Origin of the sequence: Microbacterium sp. H83 (assembly GCF_001650405.1) — a bacterium.
In the GTDB taxonomy this organism is placed as follows: Bacteria; Actinomycetota; Actinomycetes; order Actinomycetales; family Microbacteriaceae; genus Microbacterium.
This window is the reverse complement of the sequence record NZ_LWCU01000016.1, coordinates 26,374-48,562: the sequence shown is the minus strand read 5'-3', so window position 1 is coordinate 48,562 and position 22,189 is coordinate 26,374. Positions and strand designations below refer to the sequence as shown.

The following is a 22,189-nucleotide window of genomic DNA, read 5'->3' as shown; positions in this document are numbered from 1 at the left end:
CACCGCGGGCGGCGGTCACGCGGTCTCGACGAACTCCATGAGCCGCTCGCCCTCGCGCTCGAAGATGCGTCCGCCGACGGCGACGCCGAGCACGATCACCCCCACACCGGTGGCGAGTCCCGCCCAGAACGTCGCGGGTGCGAACTGCGATCCCTCGATCATCGTCAGCGCGAACAGCCAGGCCGTCGGGATGCTGAGCACGATGCCGCCAAGGAACACGGCCGCGGGTCCGTAGGCTCCGCGGGACGTCGGTCGCTGCGGCTGCTGGAAGGGGCTGTCGCCGGGACGGGAGACCGCATACGGCGCCACCACCGACATGATGCTCGACAGACCCAGCGCCGACAGCAGCAGACTCGCGGCGAGGCCGGTCAGCGGCAGCAGCAGGCGCCAGTCGTCGATCCACAGCAGCGTGAGCGGAACGGCGATCGCGAGCACGGGCACCGCCACGAGCATCACCGGGACGAGGCGTCCGAGCCGGTCGGAGAGACCCCGCACGCCGCTGGCGACGTGGGTCCAGAGGGCCGTCGAGTCGTACGCCACGTCGTTGTGCGGGAGCCACCCGAAGAACAGCGCCATCACCGGGACGGGCACGAGCGCGGCGATCTCCAGCGGCACTCCGGCCACGAGCAGCGGGAGCACCGTGAGGACGCCGGCGATCGGGACGACGATGAGGTTCATGATGTAGCGGCGATCCCGCAGCCAGTAGACGAGGCTGCGCGACGCGATGGCGCCGAAGGCGTTGGACGGCAGGAGTCCGAACCATCCGAGACCGGTGCGCTCCCGCGACGCGACCGGCCTCTCGGTCGTCGTCAGCAGACGCGCGACGAGCCAGGTCCAGATCGCCCACAGCAGGACGGCGGTCGCGACCGCGATGACGCCGCTGATCCACGCGTCCCCCGTGTCGGCGATGACGGCGAACAGGAACCACGACGGTGCGGCGAGCGGCGTCAGCCCCACGGTCGCGGTGAGCGCGGCCACCGCCGCCGGCACCTGACCGTCCCACTTCAGTGAGGCGAGGAAGACGGCGACGGGGAACGCGATGACGACCACGGCCAGAGCGAAGAGGGCGGTCAGCTCGCGCGAGCGGCGCTCGGGAAGGAGGAGGGCGTTGACCGCCATCCCGATGCGGGCCGCGAGGATCGTCGAGAGCACGCTGAGGATGCTCATCAGCACGGCGATCGGCCAGGGCGCCCCCAACCGGATGGCGACGGCGGCGACGCAGACGTGCACCGCGACCAGCGCCAGGCTGGGAACGCTGACGAACGCCGCCAGGGCGAGGATCCACGGCATCTGCTTCTCATCGACGCCGAAGACGGCGAACCGTCGCGGATCGAGCTGGTCCACGGACCCGACGAGGATCGGGCCGACGAGGAAGCCGAGCAGCAGAGCCGCGTTGCCGAGCACGATCACCGTGCGGGCCACCGGGGCCGGCGCATCGCCGAGGCTCAGCACGGCCGAGCAGACCACGACGGTGAGGATCGCGACCACCGCGAGTGCGCCGAGCGTGCGGCCGCGCCGTTCACCGCGAAGCGACCCGATCAGCAGAGCGGCCCTCAGTCGGAGAACGTGTGCAGCCACTCGAGCCCCTCCACCTCGCTGATGCCGCCGGACAGCTCGACGAAGCGCGCCTCGAGCGTCTGTCCGGCGCGGACCTCCTCGATCGTGCCCTCGGCGAGCACGTCGCCGCCGACGATGATCGCGACCCGCGAGCAGACGCGCTCGACCAGGTCCATTCCGTGACTGGACAGGATGACGGTTCCTCCGTGCGCCACATAGGCGCGCAGGATGTCGAGGATCACCGCCGAGGACACCGGGTCGACGGCTTCGAACGGCTCGTCCAGCACGAGGACGCGCGGGGAGTGGATCATCGCGCCGGCGAGCATGATCTTCTTCGTCATGCCGGCGGAGTAGTCCGACACGACGCGGTTGAGCGCATCGCCCAGATCGAACGCCCTGGCGAGGTCGCCGACCCGCTTCTCGATGACATCCGACGCGAGACCGCGCAGCAGACCGTAGTAGTAGAGCAGCTGACGTCCCGTCAGGCGGTCGAAGGTCCGCAGGCGATCGGGCAGGACGCCCATCATGCGCTTCGCCGCCAGCGGCTTGGCCGCCTGATCGATGCCGCAGATCTCGACGCTGCCGCCGTCGGCACGGAGCAGGCCGGCGACGATCGACAGGGTCGTCGTCTTGCCGGCGCCGTTGGGGCCGACGATCCCGTAGAAGGAGCCGGCGGGCACGGTCAGGTCGATGCCGTTGACGGCGACCTGGTCTCCGAAGGTCTTCACGAGACCGCGGATCCGGATGGCCTCCACGGCGGATGCCGAGTCCGCTCCCCCGATCGGGCGCTCGGACGGTGCTCCGTCGGTCTCCGGCACGGTCTCGACGACCGGCTCCTCGCGATCGACCGGGTCGGCGGCGGACTCCGTCACGCTCTCCGCGTCTTCCACGGTGGACGGGGCGTCGATGTCGGCGACCGCGGGCTGCTCGGTGTCGGCCGACGGCGCGGGCTCCGCCTCGCGCGGCTCGGCGTCGGGCGCGACGGTCTCGGGATCCGCGGCCTCGGTCGCGGGCTCTGCAACCTCCTGCTCGACGACCTCCGACTCGGACTCGGCGACCGCCGGCTCGGCGGCCTCGGGCTCGACGACCGCCGGCTCCGCGATCTCGGGCTCGGCGACCTCAGGCTCCGCGGCCTCGGGCTCGGCGACCTCGGGCGCAGGCTCCAGGATGTCCGGCTGGGACGGCGCGGCGACCTCCCCTGCGGCGACCTCCGCTGCGGCGACCTCCGCTGCGGCGACCTCCGCTGCGGCGACCTCCGCTGCGGCGGCATCCGCTGCGGCGGCCTCCTCTTCGGCCTTCTTGGCCGCGGCCGCCTTCGCGGCAGCCGACTTCGCAGCAGCCGTCCTGGCCGCGGCGGTCCTCGCCGACGCGGTGCGTGCGGCGGCGGACCGCGCCGTCGACTTCGCAGCCGCGGACTTCTCGGCCGCGGCCTTGGCGGCCGCCGTCTTCGCGGCGGCTCCGTCCGCCGCGGACGTCGAGGCCGTCTTCTTCTTGGCGGCGGCGGTCTTCGCCGCAGTGGTCTTCGCAGCCGCCGTCTTCGCAGCCGCCGTCTTCGCGGCAGCCGTCTTCGCCGCGGTCGTGCGGGCCGGCGTCGTCCGCGCGGCCGATGCGGCCTTCGTCGACGCCGCGGTGCGCCTCGCGACCGCCGTGCGCGCCGTCTCCGTCACCGCCGAGGCAGGAACCTCGGCGGGGTCGATGCGCACGGCCGGCTCCGCGACCACCTCCACCGTCGGCGCCGCCTTCTCGGCGGCGACCCGCGGGGTCTTCCGCGCGGTCGTGCCCGTCCCCGACGGCGTGCCCGTCCCCGACGGCGTGCGCGGCGCCGCCGCCTTGCGCGCCGGCGCGGTGCGCGCGGGCGCCTTCTTCGCGGGTGCCTTCTTCGCAGGAGGGGACGCGGCGTCGGCCACCTGTTCGGTGCGGTCTTCGGGGGAAGCAGTCACCGTCCTACGGTATCAACGGGTGCCCGATTTCTTCGGTCCCCCGCAATATTCCCTCATCTCCGCGATCCCCTTCCGCGCGCGTCTGTCAAGGCCTGGACGAAACTGAGCGTTCGGTGTGTAGTGGATCACGAAACAGCAACGGAGGCCCCTCGCCACGGGGCTTCCCAGACTCACTCGCTAGCATGACTCTCGGCACGACGAAGTGTCTGATCGGTGAACCGATCGTGAACACAACTTCCTTTAGGAGCACTCGTGACTCTTCAGACCGTCATCCTCGCCGCCGGCATGGGCTCGCGCCTCGGCCGTGCGCTGCCGAAGCCGCTGACCGAACTGAGCGACGGCCGCACGATCATGCGGCAGCAGCACGACAACATCCGCGCCGCGTTCGGCTCGGACGCGCGCATCACGACGGTCGTCGGCTACCGCGCCGAGACCATCATCGAGGCCTTCCCGAACGTCAACTACGTCCACAACGAGCGCTACGACGAGACCAACACCTCGAAGAGCCTGCTGCGCGCGCTCGGCGCGACCGGCAAGTCGGGCGTCCTGTGGATGAACGGCGACGTCGTGTTCGACCCGATGATCCTCGGCCGCGCCGCCGCGTACATCGAGCGCGATCAGTCGTTCGTGACGGTCAACACCTCCAAGGTCAGCGACGAAGAGGTGAAGTACACGGTCACCGCCGAGGGCTTCATCGACGAGCTCTCCAAGACGGTCAAGGGCGGTCTGGGCGAGGCCGTCGGCATCAACTACATCTCGTCCGCCAGCAAGAAGGCGTTCATGCGCCAGCTGCAGCGCGTCGAGGACCAGGACTACTTCGAGCGCGGTCTCGAGCTCGCGATCGCCGAGGACGGCCTTCTGCTCGAGCCGATGGACGTCTCGGACCTGTACGCCGTCGAGGTCGACTTCGCCGAGGACCTCGAGCGCGCGAACCTCTTCGTCTGATCCGCTTCCACGAAAGCCCGGCCCCGTCAAGGGTGCCGGGCTTTCGGCGTTTTCGCGGCCTGCCTTCCTAGGATCGATCCATGGCTCCGAAGGTGCACAAGATCCATTCCCTCCCCGACGACGCTCCGTGGGACAGGGGCGTGCCGCCGGTCGGATCGGCCGAGCATCCGCTGATGGTCCGGGGGCTCGATCGCGTCCTGTCGATCCAGCGTCCGCTCGTGCTCGCGCACATCCGCAGCATCCGGCTCCGCAATCCGCACGCGACCCCCGCGGAGATCATCCGCATCCTCGAGCGCCGTTACCTCGCCGCCGTGACGACAGGAGGTGCCGCCGTCGGAGCGACCGCGGTGGTCCCGGGCATCGGGACCGGGATCACGCTCGCCCTCTCCGGTGTCGAGACCGTCGGCTTCGTCGAGTCCACGGCCCTTTTCGCGCAGTCGGTCGCCGAGGTGCACGGCATCGCCATCGCCAATCCCGACAGAGCGCGCGCGCTCGTCATGACCCTGATGCTCGGCAAGGAGGGCGTCTCGCTCGTCGGCCAGCTCGCCGGACAGGCCAGCGGCCGCGGCGGCACGCGATCGGCGTACTGGGGCGAGCTCGTGACGAAGTCCCTCCCCCGCGCCGCCGTGGGTCCGCTCGTCGATCGACTCAAGAGCTCCTTCATCCGCCAGTTCGCCGCCAAGGGCGGCGCCTCCTTCATCGGCAAGGCTCTGCCGTTCGGCGTGGGTGCGGCGGTCGGCGGAGCCGGCAACCATATCCTCGGCCGGCGAGTGCTGACCACCTCGCGCCACGCATTCGGCGCCCCGCCGCTCTCGCTGCCGGCCGAGCTCGAGCCCGTACCCGGCGCGGAACGGCTCGAGTCGCGGATGCTGCACGGCGCCCGGTTCGTCGGCGGCGCCGTCACCGGGGCGGCAGGCACCGCCGCGCACGGGGTCGGCTGGGCTGGGCGGCGGATCACCTCGATCGGTCGCGGACGACGCCGCGAGGACCCCGCGATCGGCACGGGCGATCACGATCTCCCGGGGACACTCGGCTCGGAACCGTCCGCCACGCCCGGCCCGGGGGAATGACCGCGCGCTCGAAGGGTGTCGCACCGGGGAGTCTTCTGCGGGAGACGCCAAAGGATCCCGCGGGCCGTTGTGGCGAGCATCCAACGGACCGCGCAGAGCCGACGATAGGGTGGAATCCGTGACGGAACAGCCCGAACTCTCGACCACCGCCGGCAGGATCGCAGATCTCCGCGCTCGCTACAACGACGCCGTTGTCGACGCGGAGAAGATCGCACAGCAGAAGCAGCACGCCAAGGGCAAGATGACCGCCCGCGAGCGCATCGAGCTGCTCGTCGATCCTGGCAGCTTCGTCGAGTTCGACGAGTACGTGCGGCATCGCACCACCGCGTTCGGCATGGACCGCAACCGCCCGTACGGCGACTCGGTCGTCACCGGCGTCGGCACGATCAACGGACGCACCGTCGCGGTGTACTCGCAGGACTTCACGACCTTCGGCGGCTCGCTCGGCGAGGTGTCGGGCGACAAGATCATCAAGATCATGGAGTTCGCGCTGACGAACGGGATGCCCATCATCGGCATCCTGGACTCGGGTGGAGCCCGCATCCAAGAGGGGGTGCTCGCGCTCAGCAAGTACGGCGAGATCTTCCGTCTCAACACCCGCTCGTCGGGAGTCATCCCGCAGATCTCGATCATCATGGGCCCGGCCGCCGGCGGCGCCGTCTACGGACCGGCCCTCACCGACTTCGTGATCATGGTCGACAAGACCAGCCAGATGTTCGTCACCGGTCCCGACGTGATCAAGACCGTCACCGGCGAGGACGTCGGCATGGAGGAGCTCGGCGGCGCCCTCACGCACAACACGCGCTCCGGCGTCGCCCACTACCTGGCCGAGGACGAGGACGACGCGCTCGACTACGCGCGCACTCTGCTCAGCTTCCTCCCCGACAACAACATGGCGGAGATCCCGGGCTATGAGAGCGGCTTCGAGTGGGAGACCACGGATGCCGACCGGTCGCTCAACACGATCATCCCGGACTCCCCCAATCAGCCGTACGACATCCACACGGTCATCGAGCACGTGGTCGACGACGGCGATTTCATCGAGGTGCAGCCGCTGTTCGCCCCGAACATCGTGATCGGCTTCGGTCGCGTCGAGGGCCGCTCGGTCGGCATCATCGCGAACCAGCCCTCGCAGATGGCCGGCACCCTGAACATCGAGGCGGGCGAGAAGGCCAGCCGCTTCGTCCGCTTCTGCGACGCGTTCTCGGTGCCGATCGTCACTCTCGTCGACGTGCCCGGCTATCTGCCGGGAACCGACCAGGAGTGGACCGGCGTCATCCGCCGCGGCGCCAAGCTCATCTACGCCTACGCCGAGGCCACCGTGCCGATGGTGACCGTGATCCTCCGCAAGGCGTACGGCGGCGCCTACATCGTCATGGGCTCGAAGCAGCTCGGCGCAGACGTGAACCTCGCGTGGCCGACGGCGGAGATCGCCGTGATGGGCGGTCAGGGTGCGGTCAACATCCTGTACCGCAACGAGATCAAGAAGGCCGAGGAGGCCGGCGAGGACGTCGCCGCGGTCCGCACCCGGCTCGCGACCGAGTACACCTACAGCGTGACCTCGCCGTTCCTCGCAGCCGAGCGCGGCGAGATCGACGGCATCATCGAGCCCGCCAACACGCGCGTCTCGATCGCGAAGGCGCTGCGCGCGCTGCGCGGCAAGCGTGCGGAGCTGCCCCCGAAGAAGCACGGGAACATCCCGCTGTGATGGGCGACCCGTCAGCGCCGGAGGCGGAGGACGCCCCGCCCACCATCGAGATCATCCGCGGCAGCGCGACGGACGAGGAGCTGGCCGCGCTCATCGCGGTGGTCGGTGACGCGTACGCCCAGGAGGCGGCGGACGCCGTCGCGGAGGAACCCGTCGTGTCGGCATGGACTCGCACGCAGCGCTCGATGCGGGCGCCCCTGCGGCGGGACATCCCCTGGGGCAGATTCTCGGGCTGACCCGCGAGCGCGCGTGTGTAGGCGATGCGCTGCCGCGTGGCGACGCGCGGAAGCCTGCGAGATCCGCGAGCCCCCCAGCTCGCGGATCACGCAGACGTATCGGCCGATCGATGCGGAGGTGAGAAAACACCTCGGCACCACCCCAGTCGGCATCCCTTCTCGATAGTACATCGATTGGAGATACTCGCTGGGGGCTGGCACCGATATACCAGTATGCAAACGGTCAGCGATCGAGATAGAGGTCCGACGCGCGCGGAGTGAGGGCCGAGTCGAGCACGACGCACGCCGCTCCCACCGCTCCCACGTCGTCGCCGACGACCGTGCCGGCGACCGGGATCTCACGCACGGCCCTCGTCGCGCTCCGGGCCTCCAGCCTGCCCGGGATCTCCGCGAGATACACGTCGGCCACGCGTGACCAGAAGGGTCCGCCGAGCACCACCCGGTCGACGTCGAGGATGTTCGTCAGCACCGACACGAGCATGGCGAGGTGCGCCGCGGCTCCGCGCAGGACCGCGCCCGCGGCGGGGTCGCCCTCGCCCGCGCGCTCGGACAGCAGGGTGAAGCGCTCCTCCACGACACGCGCGCCCCTCGCGTCAGGGTCGCCGTCGAAGACCCCCGCCGCGTCCGCACGCTCGACGATGGCCTGCGGGGTGCACACCACCTCGACGCAGCCCCGGGATCCGCAGGCGCACGGCGGCCCGTCCGGATCGACCACGATGTGGCCGACCTCGCCGAAGTTCTGCGAGCTCCCGCGAACGGCCTCCCCGTCCCGCACCAGCGACGCTCCGATGCCGGTGCCCAGGTAGAGGAAGAGGAACGAGTCGTCGACGGCGCCCGCGGCCGTCCACACCTCGCCGACCGCCGCCGACGTCGTGTCCTTCTCGACGATGACCGGGAAGCCCGTCGCCTCGGCCAGTACCTCGCGGAGGGCCACCCGATGCCAGCCCTGCAGCTTGGGTGGATCGATCACCGTGCCCCGCTCGGCGTCCAGCGGACCCGGCGCGGCGACGCCGACGCCCGCGACGCGCCGCCGGTCGACGTCGGCCTCGTCGAGGAGGCCGTCGATCGTGCGGGCCATCGTCTCGATCACGCGGCGCGGCTCCTGCTCGGCGACGCGGACGATCCGGCGACGGACCACGGCGCCGGACATGTCCAGGACCACGAAGGTGATGACGGCCGGATCGAGGTGGACGCCCACCGAGAATCGGCTCTCGGCGACGAGGCGCAGCGTCACCCGCGGCTTGCCTGGACCGTTGATGGTCCGTCCCGCCTCCATGATGAGCGCCTCGTCGAGCAGACGACGGGTGATGTTCGTGACGGTCTGCGCCGACAGTCCGGTCGCCTCGACGAGCTCGATCCTGCTGAGCCCCTCGACCGAGCGGCGGATGGCCTCGAGGATCACCGACCGGTTGAAATCACCCATCCGGGGGAGGTTGGTTCCTCGACGCATTCCCATGCCTCATCCTCTCGCAGGTCGGCGAGATCCGTGTCCCCCAAAATACCTACAGACAACGACTTGACTAACCGTGAGACTGAAGGGGACGCTTCGCGTTCGGCTGGTCTCTCCGTCCCAGGGTAGACAGACGCAGATCGGCCACCGGCGGACGGTTTTCGGGTAACTGTTCCGCATGGCGAGGGGCTGGCGATCACGCCGCCCCTCGCCCCTCTCACTGCCTCGACTCCGATCCCCTCCCCCGGTCGGAGCCGAGGACGCGATTACGGAGCGGTGCGCGGGATCTCGCGCCAGACGTCGACGGCGTCATCGTCGCTCGTTCCGCCGGTCGCCGCGCGCCCGACGACCGTGACGGCCGTCAGCGGGTCGCGCGCGGCGCGGATGATCCACCGCTCCGCATCCGCCCCCCGCAGCACCAGCGCCAGCTCGTCCCTGATGGCCGCCCTCCGCTGCTCGTCGACGTCGTCCAGACCGCCCTCGTCGAACACCGTGACGACGGCCCCTCGACGCCGCGCATCCTCGATCGCATCCCGTACCGCGTCGTTCAGCAGATCTGCCCCGCGGAGCTCGTCGCGCAGCCGCCCCTCGGCGAGTCGCGCCTCGAGCCGCTCGTCGTCGTCGAGCGCACCCCGGGCGGCGACGGCCCTGCTGAGGATGGGGCCGGCCACGGCAAGGGCGAACTGCGTGCGCAGTCGGCGCTCCTTCTGCCGCACCTGCTGCGTCGCGTGCCAGGCCGACACGGCCTGCTGGATGCCCGCGAGGCGCTCGGTGTCGCTCACCGCACGATCCCAGAACATCACGAGCAGGTGAGCGACCGCGACCCACATGACCGAGCCCACGAGGCCGAGTGCGAGAGCCGTGACCAGCCCGAGCGCGGCCGCCGAGGCGATGATGAGGATCACGACGATGAGCCAGCCGATGACGAAGCGGCGGCGCACGACGCAGACGATCCCGAGGAGCCCGAGGGCTCCGATGTACCACGTGGCGAACGGCGCCGTGAGGGTCCGCGCGTCGAGCGAGAAGGTGACGAGAGCGGGGATGACGGCGCTCGACACCAGCGCGAGCAGGGCGGCCCAGAGCGGCATCCGCACCGCGACCGCGGAATCCCACAGGATGGCGACGTTGACCACGACGAGGTACAGGCCGATGGCCCCCACCATGAGGAGCGGACCGGTCGGCTGCTCGATCCACCAGATCCCCCGGGCCGCGAAGTACATCGCGAACCCGACGGCGAGCGAGGTCGCGACGCTGCGCACCGTCCTGTTCACGCGCGCTCCCATCCGAGGGTGACGGTCGTCCCGGACTCGCCCGAGACGATCCCCGCGGTGCCGGCGACCCCTGCCATGCGCGCGAGGATCGAGGCGCGGATGCCGAGCCGGTCGGCGCCGATCCGCTCGAGGTCGAAGCCCGGCCCTGCGTCGGAGATCGTGACGTTGATGCCCTCGTCGCCCCGCCCTTCGGCGATGATGTGCAGTCCCCGACCGTGCGCGTGGGTCACGGAGTTGCCGAGTGCCTGTCTGGCCGCGAGGACGAGGGCCCTGGCGACCCGGCCGGGGATGAGGCCGATGCCGCCGCGCTCCTCGACGATCGCGTCCGCCCCCAGCTCGGAGAGGGCCCTGCGCAGCTCGACCACGATCTGCGCCGCCGCGACGGGCTCGTCGCTCCCCTCCTGCGCGACCGCGGCCTCGGTGTTGGCGAGTCGCGTGAGCGCTTCGCGCGCCATGCCGACGGCCAGGTCCTGCGCGCGCTCGCCCTCGGCGCGCTCCGCGGCGATGAGAGCGGCCAGCACGCTGTCGTGCATGAGTGCCGACATCGCGGCGCGCTCCTCCTCGGCGGCCGCTGCGGCGGCCGCGGCGGCGTACGAGGCCACCGCCCGCGCGCGAGCCTCGTCGACACCCGCGGCCACCGACCGGAACATCCATCCCAGCGAGATGATGACGATGCCGAGGATCAGCGTGAACGAGACGTCGAAGGCGGTGGTCACCCAGAAGTCGCGCGAGAAGTCCCCCTCGACGAGACGCACGTAGCCGTACACGAACGGCAGCCCGACGGCCCAGGCGAACTGCAGCCACAGCGGGAAGGCGAGCATCGCCGCGACCACCCCCACGTTGACGAGGAAGAAGATCCAGGGCTGCTCGGCGGCGGCCCGGTCGCCGGTGCCGACGACGCTCGGCCACGCCCCGAGCGCGACCACGTACACGACCGCGAACACGCCCGAGGCCGATCGGACCCCGCGGCCGATCACGCAGGCGACGAGCATGACCGCGAGCGGGACGTAGACCACGAGGAGCATCGTCACGTGCGGCGCATCGGACCACTGCATGGCTGTCATCGCGGCGATCAGGGCCTGCGAACCCAGCACCGCGGATCCGACGGCGACGACGGTCGCCAGGATCCGCTCCATCCGCTTGCCGGTGAACCGCTCGAACTCGGTCTCCACGCTGCCCGGAGACGGGATCTTGCTCCAGGCCTCGCGGATGCTGAGGGGGTCAGAGGCCACTCGGCGCCCCGTCTGCCGCGACGATCCCGTCCTCCATCGCGCGCCGCAGGAGGTCGACCTTGGTGGGCGCGGGGCGTCCGACGTCGACGTACTTGACCCTGATCCGGGTGATGTTCTCCTTGGCCGTCGAGTAGGCGACCCCGAGGCGCTCCGCCACGGCCTTCAACGGCAGCCCCGTGGCGTAGAGACGCAGCACCTCGCGCTCGCGGGTCGACAGCTGGGCGTCCGCGAAATCGCGATCGCCGTCGACCGCGCTCGCCCACTCCACGTTGTTGAGGGCCTCGCCCTGCGCGACCGTCCGGATCGCGTCGAGCACATCGTCGAGCGCCGACGACTTGCTCACGACGCCGGCGGCCCCCGCGGCGAGCGCCTCGCGGACCGCGGCAGGGCGATCGGCGACGCTGTGGATCACGACGCTGGCGCCGTCGGCGACCAGCGAGGTGACGTTCTCGGTCACCGTCGTGCCGTCGCCCAGGGTGAGATCGAGGACCACCACGTCGGCGGATGCGGCAGAGGCCGCCGCACGCCACTCGAGGTAGGAGCCGACGGTGCTGCCGGAGAAGACGACGGTCTGCGAGCCGTCGCGGGCGCACGCCGCCTCCAGTCCCAGACGGACGGATTCGTGATCGTCGATCAGTGCGACCCTGCTCATCCGTCCAGCCTAGTGAGTCCGGTCCTGCGCCCGTCGACGCCGTCGGCGCGCGGTCAGCGGGTCAGCAGCGCGACGACCTCGAAGTGGTGGGAGTGCGGGAACAGGTCGAAGCCGCGCATGGTCCCCACCGTCCATCCGTGCTCCCGGAACGTCCCGAGATCGCGGGCCAGGGCGACGGGATCGCACGCCACGTACGCGATCGCATCCGGATCGAGCCGGTGCAGCGCGTCGACGACCGCTCGTCCGGCGCCCGCGCGCGGCGGGTCGAGCACGACCGCCCCCGCCGCCGCGGTCGGCGGGAGTGCGGCGAGATACCGGTCGACGCGAGCGGTGACGGCCGTGACATCGAGGGGGGCGAGGTTCTGCTGCGCATGCGCGGTCGCCCTGCGGTTCGACTCGACGGTGACGATGTCGGTCGCGCCGAGGTCCGCGAGAGTGGCGGAGAAGAGTCCCACCCCTCCGTACAGGTCGAGGTGGGTGGCGGAGGGGTCGACGTGGTCGTCGAGCAGCCCATAGACCGCGGCATCCAGCACCGACGCGGCGCGCGGGTGCACCTGCCAGAACCCGCCGGCATCCACCTGGAACCGCCGATCGCCGACCTGCTCGTACACGACCTCGGGGCGCGGTCGCCGACCCCGGCCGCGCCCCGGCCGCCCCTCGATGCGGTCACGGCGGATCACGCGGACCTCGCCGTCGCCCGGCTCGACGAGGTCGATGCTGCCGGGAGCCTCGTCGACGAGGGCGAGCGCCGCCTCCGCGATCGACGGCCGCGCCAGCGTGTGCGAGGCCACGGGGATGACCCGATGGCTGCGCGCGGCGTACGGACCCACCGTTCCGTCCTCGTCGACGTGCAGCGTCACGCGTGTCCGCCAGCCGGTGCCGTCCGAGGAGTCCACCGCCTCGATCTCGGGGGCGTCGAGTCCGGGGCCGGCGAAGCGGTCGAGCGCCTCGGTGAGCACCTGCCGCTTGAGCACCCGCTGGTGCGCGAGGTCGATGTGGCCCAGGTCGGCGCCGCCCGCGCGATCCTCCGGGGCGCGCGACAGGTCGGCATCCGCCCAGATGTGCGGACGCCGATGCGGCGACGCCTCGAGGACCTCGACGGTCTCGGCCCGCCAGAAGCTCTTCGAGTCGTCGGTCGAGTCGGCGGTGAGGCGTGCGCGCACCCGCTCGCCGGGCAGGGCGTCGGACACGAAGACCACACGGCCCTCGTCGCGGGCGATGAACGTGCCGCCGTGCGCGATGCCGGTGATGTCGAGATCGAGCAGTGCCGGGGAGGAAGTCATCTTTCGAGGATACGGTGGTGCACATGCGCGTCTGCCTCGCCTCCACGTCTCCCGCCCGCCTCATGCTGCTGCGACAGGCCGGTATCGAGCCGCTCACGCAGTCGCCGACGGTGGACGAGGACGCCGTCGCCGCGGCGGCCGCATCCGAGCGCGGCGCCGAGCTGCCGCCCGATGAGCTCGTGCTCCTGCTCGCCAGGGCGAAGGCCGCGGACGTCGCGCACGCGCTCGCGGGCGAGGGGTCGTTCGACGGCATCGTCATCGGCGGCGACTCGATGTTCGCGCTGGGCGGCCGGGTCTACGGCAAGCCCTACACAGCCGAGGAGGCGTCGCGGCGCTGGCACGAGATGCGCGGAGCGACGGGCGTCCTGCACTCGGGCCATTCGGTGTTCCGCGTGGCGCCCGGGGAGACGCCCGTCGAGGCGACGGCGACGGCTCAGGCGTCGGTGACCTTCGCCGACGACATCACGGATGCCGAGATCGACGCCTACGTCGCCTCCGGCGAACCGCTCCTGGTCGCGGGCGCGTTCACGGTCGATAGCCTCGGCGGTGCCTTCATCACGAGGGTGGAGGGCGATCCGTCGACCGTGGTCGGCATGTCGCTTTCGACCGTGCGGCGCCTGACCGCCGAGCTCGGCGTGTCCTGGACCGACCTCTGGTCGTAGACTCCCGTCGACGTTTTCTCCGCTTTCTTGTGGGGAGTCGTCAAAAGGATCCGGTGCCTTCTCGCTAGGCTGGCAACCATGCCTGCTATCGCCAAGGTGCTCATCGCCAACCGCGGCGAGATCGCCGTCCGCATCGTCCGTGCCGCTCGCGACTCGGGGATCGCCTCGGTCGCCGTCTACGCCGACCAGGACCGCGACGCCCTGCACACCCGTCTCGCCGACGAGGCCTACGCGCTCGGCGGAGCGACCAGCGCCGAGACCTACCTGCACATCGAGAAGATCCTATCGGTGGCCCGCCGGGCCGGCGCGGACGCCGTGCACCCCGGCTACGGCTTCCTCGCCGAGAACGCCGAGTTCGCCCGAGCCGTCGTCGGCGCAGGCATGACCTGGATCGGCCCCTCCCCGGAGGCCATCGAGGCGCTCGGCGACAAGGTCACCGCGCGCCACGTCGCCGAGAAGGTCGGCGCACCGCTCGCACCGGGCACCCCCGGTCCCGTGTCCGGCGCCGACGAGGTCGTCGCGTTCGCCGAGGAGTTCGGCCTGCCGATCGCCATCAAGGCCGCGTACGGCGGGGGCGGCCGTGGCCTCAAGGTCGCGCGCGAGCTCGACGAGGTCGCCGAGCTGTTCGAGTCGGCCACCCGCGAGGCCGTCGCCGCCTTCGGCCGCGGCGAGTGCTTCGTCGAGAAGTACCTCGACAAGCCCCGTCACGTCGAGACGCAGTGCCTGGCGGATGCCGAGGGCACCGTGGTCGTCATCTCGACACGCGACTGCTCGCTGCAGCGCCGTCACCAGAAGCTCGTCGAGGAGGCCCCCGCGCCGTTCCTCACCGACGAGCAGAACGAGCTCCTGTACTCGGCGTCGAAGGCCATCCTCAAGGAGGTCGGCTACGTCGGCGCGGGAACCTGCGAGTTCCTCATCGGCGCCGACGGCACCGTGTCGTTCCTCGAGGTCAACACCCGTCTGCAGGTCGAGCACCCGGTCTCCGAGGAGGTCACCGGCATCGACCTCGTGCGGGAGCAGTTCCGCATCGCCGCCGGCGGGACGATCGACTACGACGACCCGGCCCCGACCGGACACTCCTTCGAGTTCCGCATCAACGGCGAGGACCCGGGACGCGGCTTCCTCCCCCAGCCCGGGCCGATCCACGTCTTCAAGACCTTCGGCGGTCCCGGCATCCGCCTCGACTCCGGCGTCACGGCCGGCGACTCGGTCTCCGGGGCGTTCGACTCGCTGCTGGCGAAGATCATCGTGACGGGCAAGGACCGCGCGGAGGCGCTGGAGCGCTCGCGTCGTGCTCTGGAGGAGTTCGAGGTCGCCGGCCTCCCCACCGTCCTCCCCTTCCACCGCAAGGTCGTCGACGACCCGGCGTTCACGGCGGAGAACGGCGAGTTCGGCGTCTTCACGCGCTGGATCGAGACCGAGTTCGTGAACGACATCCCCGCCTGGGACGGCGAGCTCGACGCTCCCTCCGCCGCGACGGGCCGGCACACGGTCGTGGTCGAGGTCGCCGGCAAGCGCCTCGAGGTCAGTCTTCCCGACCGCGTCGCGGTCGCCGCGGGCACGGCCGGCCGGCCGGCGGCGGTGCCGCCGTCGCGTCGCAGCCACGCGACCTCGGTCAGCGCCGGAGCATCCGGCGACGCGGTGAAGTCGCCCATGCAGGCCACCGTGGTCAAGGTCGCGGTCGAGGAGGGGCAGCAGGTCGTCAAGGGCGACCTCGTCGTCGTGCTCGAGGCCATGAAGATGGAGCAGCCGCTGCAGGCGCACAAGGACGGCGTGATCGGCAGCATCAACGCCCAGGCCGGCGCCACGGTCTCCGCCGGACACCAGCTGCTCACCATCAGCTGACACGCTCTCGCACGACGAAGGCGCCCCGCGGATCGCGGGGCGCCTTCGTCGTTCCGGGACGAGCTCGGAGTCAGGAGATGTTGGCGTTGACCAGGTGCATCGCCCGGCTCGCATCCGTGATGCTGCTCGACAGCGACGGGTAGGCCGCGAAGACGCGGGACACCTGGTCGACCGTGAGACGGCGCTCGACCGCGACGGCGATCGGGTAGATGAGCTCCGACGCCTTCGGCGCGACGATCACGCCGCCGATGACGGTGCCCGACCCCTTGCGCGCGATCAGCTTGACGAAGCCGTCCTTGATGCCCATCATCTTCGCGCGCGGGTTCGCCGCGAGCGGCAGCTTGTAGACGAGGCCGTCCGCGACCCCGTCCTCGACGTCCTTCTCCGAGTAGCCGACGGTCGCGATCTCGGGCGCGGTGAAGATGTTCGAGGTGATCTTGATGAGCTCCAGCGGGATCACGATGTCCCCCAGCGCGTGGAACACGGCCGTGCGACCCTGCATCGACGCCACCGACGCGAGCGGGAAGAAGTTCGTGCAGTCCCCCACCGCGTAGACGTTCGGGACCGAGGTGCGCGCGACGCGGTTCACCCGCACGTGGCCGGTGTCGTCGAGCTCCACGCCCGCGTCCTCCAGGCCGATGCCCGCGGTGTTCGGGATCGAGCCGACCGCCATGAGGCAGTGGCTGCCGTCGACCGTGCGACCGTCGGCCAGGGTGACGGTCACCCCGGCATCCGTCACCTCGACCTTCTCGGCGCGGGCCTTGGACAGCACGTGCATGCCGCCGCGCTTGAAGACCTTCTCGAGCACATGCGCCGCATCCTGGTCCTCGCCGGGGAGCACCTGCTCGCGACTGGACACGAGAGTGACCTCGGCGCCGAGGTTCATGTACGCGGAGGCGAACTCCGCGCCGGTCACTCCGGAGCCGACGACGATCAGGTGCTCGGGCAGCGCCTTCATGTCGTAGAGCTGGGTCCAGGTGAGGATCCGCTTGCCGTCGGGCTTCGCGGAGTCCAGTTCGCGCGGGGACGCTCCCACGGCGACGATGATCGTGTCGGCCTCGATGCGGTCGAAGTCCGTGCCGCCCTGACCGGTCGACACCACGATCGCGTTCGGGCCCTCGAGCCGTCCGTGCCCGGACAGGATGCGCACGCCCGCATCGAGGAGAGCCGCACGCATGTCCTCGGACTGCTGGCCCGCGAGCGCGACGAGGCGCTTGTTCACGGCGGCGAGGTTGATCGCGATCTCGGGCTTCAGGGGCTTGCCCTTCTCGCCCTTGGCGTAGAACTGCACACCCAGGTCGGAGGCCTCCGCGATCGCGACCGCGGCGTCCGCCGTGGCGATCAGGCTCTTCGACGGCACGACGTCGGTGAGCACGGCCGCCCCGCCGACGCCGACGCGCTCGACCAGGGTCACCTCGGCTCCGAGCTGGGCGGCCGCGATGGCCGCCTCGTATCCGCCGGGACCGCCGCCGAGGACGACGACGCGCTGAGTGCGTTCGAAAGGGGTGGAAGACATGCTTTCCATTCTTCCGCAATCCTGGCCCCGGAGCCTGCACCTTCCTAGAGTGGATCCATGTCCGAAACACACAGCAACCCCCTCGACGACCCGAACGCGAACCCGTTCGAGGTCGCGGCCGACGCAGCCGCCGACATCGCGCGTCTGACCGGAGTCGAGAAGCACGACATCGCCCTCACGCTCGGCAGCGGCTGGAGCAAGGCCGCCGACCTCATCGGCGAGACGATCGCGACCGTCCCCGCGACCGAGGTGACGGGTTTCTCCCGTCCCGCCCTGGAAGGACACGTCGGCACGCTGCGCAGCATCCGCACGCCGGACGGCAAGAACGTGCTCGTCATCGGTGCGCGCACCCACTACTACGAAGGGCACGGCGTCCGCCGTGTCGTGCACTCCGTCCGCACCGCCGCGGCCACGGGGGCGAAGATCATGGTCCTCACCAACGGCGCCGGTGGCGTGCGCGAGACGTGGACCCCCGGTCAGCCGGTGCTCATCAGCGATCACATCAACCTCACCGCCGACTCGCCTCTCGAGGGCGCGACGTTCATCGATCTCACCGATCTGTACTCGTCGCGGCTGCGCGACGTGGCCCGCAGCGTCGACCCGAGCCTCGACGAGGGGGTCTACACGCAGTTCCGCGGCCCGCACTACGAGACGCCCGCCGAGGTGCAGATGGCGAAGCACATCGGCGGCCACATCGTCGGGATGTCGACGGCGCTCGAGGCCATCGCCGCCCGCGAGGCCGGCATGGAGATCCTCGGCTTCTCGCTCATCACGAACCTCGCCGCCGGCATCCAGAAGACCCCGCTCAGTCACGCGGAGGTGATCGAGGCCGGACGCGAGGCCGAACCCGTGATCTCGGCGCTGCTCGCGCGAGTGGTCGAGGCGCTGTGAGCGACGAGCGCCTCGCGCAGGCGCGCGCCTGGATGCGCCAGGACCCCGATCACGAGACCCGCGACGAGCTCGCCGGCCTCATCACCCGCGCCGCTGCAGGCGAGGAGAGGGCTGTCGCCGAGCTCGACGACCGTTTCGGCTCCCGCCTCGCCTTCGGGACCGCCGGCCTGCGCGGACGCCTCGGCGCCGGCAGCAACCGCATGAACCGCGTGCTCGTCGCGCAGGCCGCCGCGGGCTTCGCCGCCTACCTCCGCGAGCGCGCCGGCGACCGCGTCCCGACCGTGGTGATCGGCTACGACGGCCGCCGCAACTCCCGCGTGTTCGCGACCGACTCCGCCGAGCTCTTCGCCGGGGCGGGTCTGCGCGCCATCCTGCTCCCGCGACTCCTCCCGACTCCGGTCCTCGCCTTCGCGGTGCGCCATCTCGGCGCGGATGCCGGGGTGATGGTGACCGCATCGCACAACCCGCCCGACGACAACGGCTACAAGGTCTACCTGGGCGGCGGCGACCAGGGGTCGCAGATCGTCGCGCCGGCGGATGCCGAGATCGCCGCGCACATCCAGCGGATCGCCGACCGGGGCGACGTGTCGACGCTCCCCCGCGCGACCGGCTACGAGAAGGCCGGCGAGGACGTGGTCGACGCCTACGTGGCGGCGACCGCGGCGGTCGCACCGGCCCCGCAGACGGCATCCGGTCTGCGATGGGTCTACACGGCGATGCACGGCGTCGGCTGGGAGACGCTGTCGAAGATCGTCGCCGCTGCCGGCTATCCGCAGCCCATGGTCGTCGGCGAGCAGCTGAAGCCCGACGCCACCTTCCGCACCGTCTCCTTCCCGAACCCCGAGGAGCCCGGCGCGATGGATCTGTCGTTCGCCCGCGGACGCCGCGTGCAGGCCGACTTCATCCTCGCCAACGACCCCGACGCCGACCGCCTCGCTGTCGCGATCCCCGATTCCTCGTCGGAGAGCGGGTGGCGCCGCCTCACCGGCAACGAGGTCGGGCTGCTCCTCGGTGCCAGGGCGGCGCGAGCCGCGGCCGGCACCCCCGGCGCCTCGCTGGCGTGCTCCCTGGTCTCCTCCCCCGGCCTCCGCGCGGTGGCGGAGCACCACGGGCTGGACTTCCACGAGACGCTCACCGGGTTCAAGTGGATCTCGCGGGCGCCCGGGATCGTGTTCGGCTTCGAGGAGGCCCTCGGCTACCTGGTGAATCCGGAGACCGTCCGCGACAAGGACGGCATCTCCGCGGCGATCGCGATCCTCGGTCTCGCCGCCGAGGCGCACGAGCGTCAGGCGACGCTGTCCGACCTCCTCGCCGAGCTCGGCGACACCTACGGGCACTACGCGAGCGCGCAGGTGTCGGTGCGCGTCGACGACCTCTCGGTGATCGGCAGGGTCATGCTGTCGCTGCGAACCCTGCCGCCGACCCACTTCGGCGCGCATGCGATCGCCTCCGCGGAGGACCTGCTGCACGCCGAGGCGGGGCGACCCTCCGGCGACGTGCTGCGCTATCGCCTCGCCGACGGATCGCGCATCATCGTGCGCCCCTCGGGCACCGAGCCCAAGCTCAAGGTGTACATCGATGCGGCGGGTGCGTCCGCCGACCGCGCCGCCACCGTCGTCGGCGAGCTCGAGGCCGCCGTCCGCTCGCTGCTGGACGAGCGCTCGTAGGCGTCATGCCCCGCAGACACGTCGTCATCAGCGCTCACAACGGGGTGCATGCGCGCCCCGTCGCCGAGCTCGTCCGGGTCGTCCAGGCGCATCCGCACGCGGTGACGCTGCAGACGTCGAGCGGCGCGGTCGTGGACCTCAGCAGCGTGCTCGCGGTCATGGACCTCGGCCTCGCCGCCGGCGACGCGGTCGTGCTGGAGACCCCGGAGTCGGCGGAGGCCGAGGCGGTGCTCGACACGCTGGCCGGCGTGCTCGACCCGCCACGCTGAGACGCGCCCCCCTCCCGGACCCGGACCGCGCGGGCGAGGGTCAGCCGTCGATGACCGCGACGAGCTCGTCCAGGAACGACTCGAACGTCGACCCGCGACGCACGATGCGCTGCACGCTGTCGCGCTCGCTGAACACCTCGACGAGCTGCTCGAACACGGTCTGGAACGCGGCGCGATCGCTCTCGCTGAACGCCGCGAGCGCGACGACCTGCACGCGCCCCTCGCCCCAGGCGGCCGAGCCGTCGGCGACGCCGATCGCGATCGCCGTCCTGCTCGCGGTCATCTGCAGGGCGTGCGGGACGGCGAGCGCGTCGGTGAACGCCGTCGACGACATCCGCTCGCGCACGATCGTGTTCTCGACGTAGTCCTCGCCGATGAGGCCGGCCTGCACGAGCAGGCCGCCGAGGCGCCGGATGATGGCCTCCTCGCCCTCGTCGGGGAGCGGATGGACGAACGCGTCGGCGTCGAAGTAGCGCGCGAGCTCACCGCGCAGCCGGGTGAGCCGGCGCGCCCTGCGCACGCGGGCCGCGGCCTGCTGGATGCGGTCGACGTCGGCATCGGTGAGGAACGGCTGGATGCGGACGAAGCGATCGCCGGTCGCGGGCTCGATCGTGCTGAGCACCAGGTCGGTCTCGAACGAGTTCCAGTCCGGATCGACGTTGGTGACGACGCTCGTCACCTCGATCGACGTGCCGAGCGAGCGGTCGACGCTGGAGCGGAGGAGCTCGTGCAGCTCGTAGTACCCCGGGCACACGATCGTGGCGGTGAGGATCGACTCGGCCTTGCGGCTGCGCTCGAGCCGTCCGCCGACGTGCATCGCGATGTAGGCGATCTCGTCGTCGTGGATGGGCGTGCCGAGCCGGTCGTGCAGCCCGCTCGCGATCGACACCGCGACCTCGAAGATCATCGGATAGGTCGTCTTGAGCGAGCGCGTGAGCGGGTTGCGGGTGAGCGCGCTCTCCTCCGCGCGGCGCAGCAGGTTCTGCACGTGGAGGGCCAGGCGCAGCACGAACGCCTCGTCGACGAGGTCCACCTGGAAGTCGTCGGCCGCCCGCGCCAGCTCGGTGCGCACGGCCTCCTCCACCGACGGATCCACTCCGCTGCGCGCCACCTCGCGGATCGCGTCCTGTCCGGGCGCGACGATGCGCGTGAGCACGAGCGACGCCAGGTGCCCACTGTCGCCTTCGCCGAGCGAGACGGCGAAGTGCTGCGCGGCGAGCCGGGCGATCACGGCTCCCACCCTGGGGATCTCGGGACGCGTGCCCGAGGGCACCGCGTCCAGAGAGTGCCCGGCGGCCACGCGGTCGGCCGCGATCGCGATGTGCAGGAGGACGTCGGAGATCGCCAGCTCGTTGACGTAGTACCCGAGCTCGCCGAGCTCGCGCACGAGCTCCGACTTGAACGGCCCCACGGCGTGCGCCGCGACGGCGCTCCCGGCCAGGGCCCTGCGGAAGGTCTCGGGGTGGAAGGACGCGGCGTCCATCTCGTCGTGCGCGAGCCGGCTCAGCAGACGCCGCTGCGCCGCCTCGCCGCCGGTCAGGCGCACGATCTCGCGATCGCGCGCGAGCACGAGGTCGCCGCCCTCCAGCAGCACCCTGACGCGGGCGAGGTCGGCCTCGAGCGTCGCCTCGCTCACATGGAGCCTCTGGGCCATGTCGAACACGTCCACGCCGTCCGGCGCGTCGAGGAGAGCGCGCACGAGCGCGTGCAGGCGGTCGCGCGGGGCGGACTCGCCGGACTGACGCGTGCGCAGCGCGTCGCGCGCCCCTGCTCCCGCCCGGTAGCCGGCGGGGCCGGACTCCACGGCGTCGGATGCGGACGTCCGGGCGTTCAGGGCCGCGACGTAGGAGCGGATGCTGCGCGGCGTCACGCCGAGCTGATCCGCGAGGCTCGCGGCGGTCGCCCAGGATCCCCGGCGCAGAAGGGTGGCGAGGAGCTGGTCCTGGCGCTGCCGCGACATGTCCCTCCCCGCTCCCCGTGCCGACTGCACTGTCC

18 protein-coding genes are annotated in these 22,189 nt (G+C 71.3%); 9 read left to right on the top strand and 9 right to left on the bottom strand.

Going from position 1 to position 22,189, the window contains the following annotated elements; all coding sequences use genetic code 11:
- Positions 1–15 precede the first annotated feature (15 nt).
- Entirely contained in the window at positions 16–1,578 is a 1,563-nt protein-coding gene (locus A4X16_RS08480; RefSeq protein WP_067119288.1) for a hypothetical protein, read from the bottom strand.
- Positions 1,554–3,497 (bottom strand): ABC transporter ATP-binding protein, encoded by a 1,944-nt coding sequence (locus A4X16_RS18265; RefSeq protein ID WP_231880311.1) that lies wholly within the window; start codon positions 3,495–3,497, stop codon positions 1,554–1,556. Before A4X16_RS18265 ends, A4X16_RS08480 begins: the two co-directional genes overlap by 25 nt.
- 252 nt (positions 3,498–3,749) lie before the next feature.
- Between A4X16_RS18265 and A4X16_RS08470 the strand changes: the two genes are divergently transcribed.
- From A4X16_RS08470 to A4X16_RS08455, 4 genes are all read left to right on the top strand, one after another.
- Positions 3,750–4,442, top strand: a complete 693-nt coding sequence (locus tag A4X16_RS08470) for a phosphocholine cytidylyltransferase family protein (protein WP_067119285.1) — start codon at positions 3,750–3,752, stop codon at positions 4,440–4,442.
- A gap of 80 nt (positions 4,443–4,522) precedes the next feature.
- Positions 4,523–5,512 (top strand): hypothetical protein, encoded by a 990-nt coding sequence (locus A4X16_RS08465; RefSeq protein WP_067119282.1) that lies wholly within the window; start codon positions 4,523–4,525, stop codon positions 5,510–5,512.
- A gap of 118 nt (positions 5,513–5,630) precedes the next feature.
- A complete protein-coding gene (locus A4X16_RS08460) occupies positions 5,631–7,220 on the top strand; it encodes an acyl-CoA carboxylase subunit beta (protein ID WP_067119375.1) in 1,590 nt (529 codons plus the stop codon).
- Entirely contained in the window at positions 7,220–7,456 is a 237-nt protein-coding gene (locus A4X16_RS08455) for an acyl-CoA carboxylase subunit epsilon (RefSeq protein ID WP_067119279.1), read from the top strand. Before A4X16_RS08460 ends, A4X16_RS08455 begins: the two co-directional genes overlap by 1 nt.
- Before the next feature lie 223 nt (positions 7,457–7,679).
- On the opposite strand, the gene A4X16_RS08450 is transcribed toward A4X16_RS08455, so the two are convergent.
- The 5 genes from A4X16_RS08450 to A4X16_RS08430 form a co-directional block, all read right to left on the bottom strand.
- Positions 7,680–8,879: an ROK family transcriptional regulator gene (locus A4X16_RS08450; RefSeq protein WP_067119276.1), complete on the bottom strand. Its 1,200-nt coding sequence runs from the start codon at positions 8,877–8,879 to the stop codon at positions 7,680–7,682.
- A 293-nt stretch (positions 8,880–9,172) separates the two neighbouring features.
- The gene (locus tag A4X16_RS08445) at positions 9,173–10,177 is read right to left on the bottom strand and encodes a hypothetical protein (protein WP_067119369.1); all 1,005 of its coding nucleotides are present in this window, start codon (positions 10,175–10,177) and stop codon (positions 9,173–9,175) included.
- Positions 10,174–11,409 (bottom strand): hypothetical protein, encoded by a 1,236-nt coding sequence (locus tag A4X16_RS08440; RefSeq protein ID WP_082914367.1) that lies wholly within the window; start codon positions 11,407–11,409, stop codon positions 10,174–10,176. The genes A4X16_RS08445 and A4X16_RS08440 overlap by 4 nt, the downstream gene beginning before the upstream one ends.
- Entirely contained in the window at positions 11,399–12,061 is a 663-nt protein-coding gene (locus tag A4X16_RS08435) for a response regulator transcription factor (RefSeq protein WP_067119273.1), read from the bottom strand. The genes A4X16_RS08440 and A4X16_RS08435 overlap by 11 nt, the downstream gene beginning before the upstream one ends.
- A 53-nt stretch (positions 12,062–12,114) precedes the next feature.
- On the bottom strand, positions 12,115–13,344 hold the full coding sequence (locus A4X16_RS08430) for a class I SAM-dependent RNA methyltransferase (protein ID WP_067119270.1): 1,230 nt from the start codon (positions 13,342–13,344) through the stop codon (positions 12,115–12,117).
- Between the two features lie 23 nt (positions 13,345–13,367).
- Between A4X16_RS08430 and A4X16_RS08425 the strand changes: the two genes are divergently transcribed.
- Both A4X16_RS08425 and A4X16_RS08420 read left to right on the top strand, forming a co-directional pair.
- Complete coding sequence (locus A4X16_RS08425; RefSeq protein ID WP_067119366.1) at positions 13,368–14,006, top strand: Maf family protein; 639 nt, start codon at positions 13,368–13,370, stop codon at positions 14,004–14,006.
- Positions 14,007–14,084: 78 nt separating this feature from the next.
- Positions 14,085–15,851: an acetyl/propionyl/methylcrotonyl-CoA carboxylase subunit alpha gene (locus A4X16_RS08420; protein ID WP_067119266.1), complete on the top strand. Its 1,767-nt coding sequence runs from the start codon at positions 14,085–14,087 to the stop codon at positions 15,849–15,851.
- A gap of 70 nt (positions 15,852–15,921) precedes the next feature.
- Here A4X16_RS08420 and A4X16_RS08415 read toward each other — a convergent pair whose 3' ends face one another.
- Positions 15,922–17,376 carry an NAD(P)H-quinone dehydrogenase gene (locus A4X16_RS08415; protein WP_067119263.1) on the bottom strand — a complete coding sequence of 485 codons (1,455 nt, stop codon included), beginning with the start codon at positions 17,374–17,376 and terminating at the stop codon, positions 15,922–15,924.
- Between the two features lie 48 nt (positions 17,377–17,424).
- Between A4X16_RS08415 and A4X16_RS08410 the strand changes: the two genes are divergently transcribed.
- From A4X16_RS08410 to A4X16_RS08400, 3 genes are read left to right on the top strand one after another with little or no spacing between them, the layout of a single operon-like run.
- Positions 17,425–18,258 (top strand): purine-nucleoside phosphorylase, encoded by an 834-nt coding sequence (locus A4X16_RS08410; protein ID WP_067119260.1) that lies wholly within the window; start codon positions 17,425–17,427, stop codon positions 18,256–18,258.
- Positions 18,255–19,925 carry a phospho-sugar mutase gene (locus A4X16_RS08405; RefSeq protein WP_067119257.1) on the top strand — a complete coding sequence of 557 codons (1,671 nt, stop codon included), beginning with the start codon at positions 18,255–18,257 and terminating at the stop codon, positions 19,923–19,925. Before A4X16_RS08410 ends, A4X16_RS08405 begins: the two co-directional genes overlap by 4 nt.
- Positions 19,926–19,930: 5 nt before the next feature.
- Positions 19,931–20,194 carry an HPr family phosphocarrier protein gene (locus A4X16_RS08400; RefSeq protein WP_067119254.1) on the top strand — a complete coding sequence of 88 codons (264 nt, stop codon included), beginning with the start codon at positions 19,931–19,933 and terminating at the stop codon, positions 20,192–20,194.
- 40 nt (positions 20,195–20,234) lie between these two features.
- Here A4X16_RS08400 and A4X16_RS08395 read toward each other — a convergent pair whose 3' ends face one another.
- Complete coding sequence (locus tag A4X16_RS08395) at positions 20,235–22,154, bottom strand: BglG family transcription antiterminator (RefSeq protein WP_067119251.1); 1,920 nt, start codon at positions 22,152–22,154, stop codon at positions 20,235–20,237.
- Between the last annotated feature and the right edge of the window lie 35 nt (positions 22,155–22,189).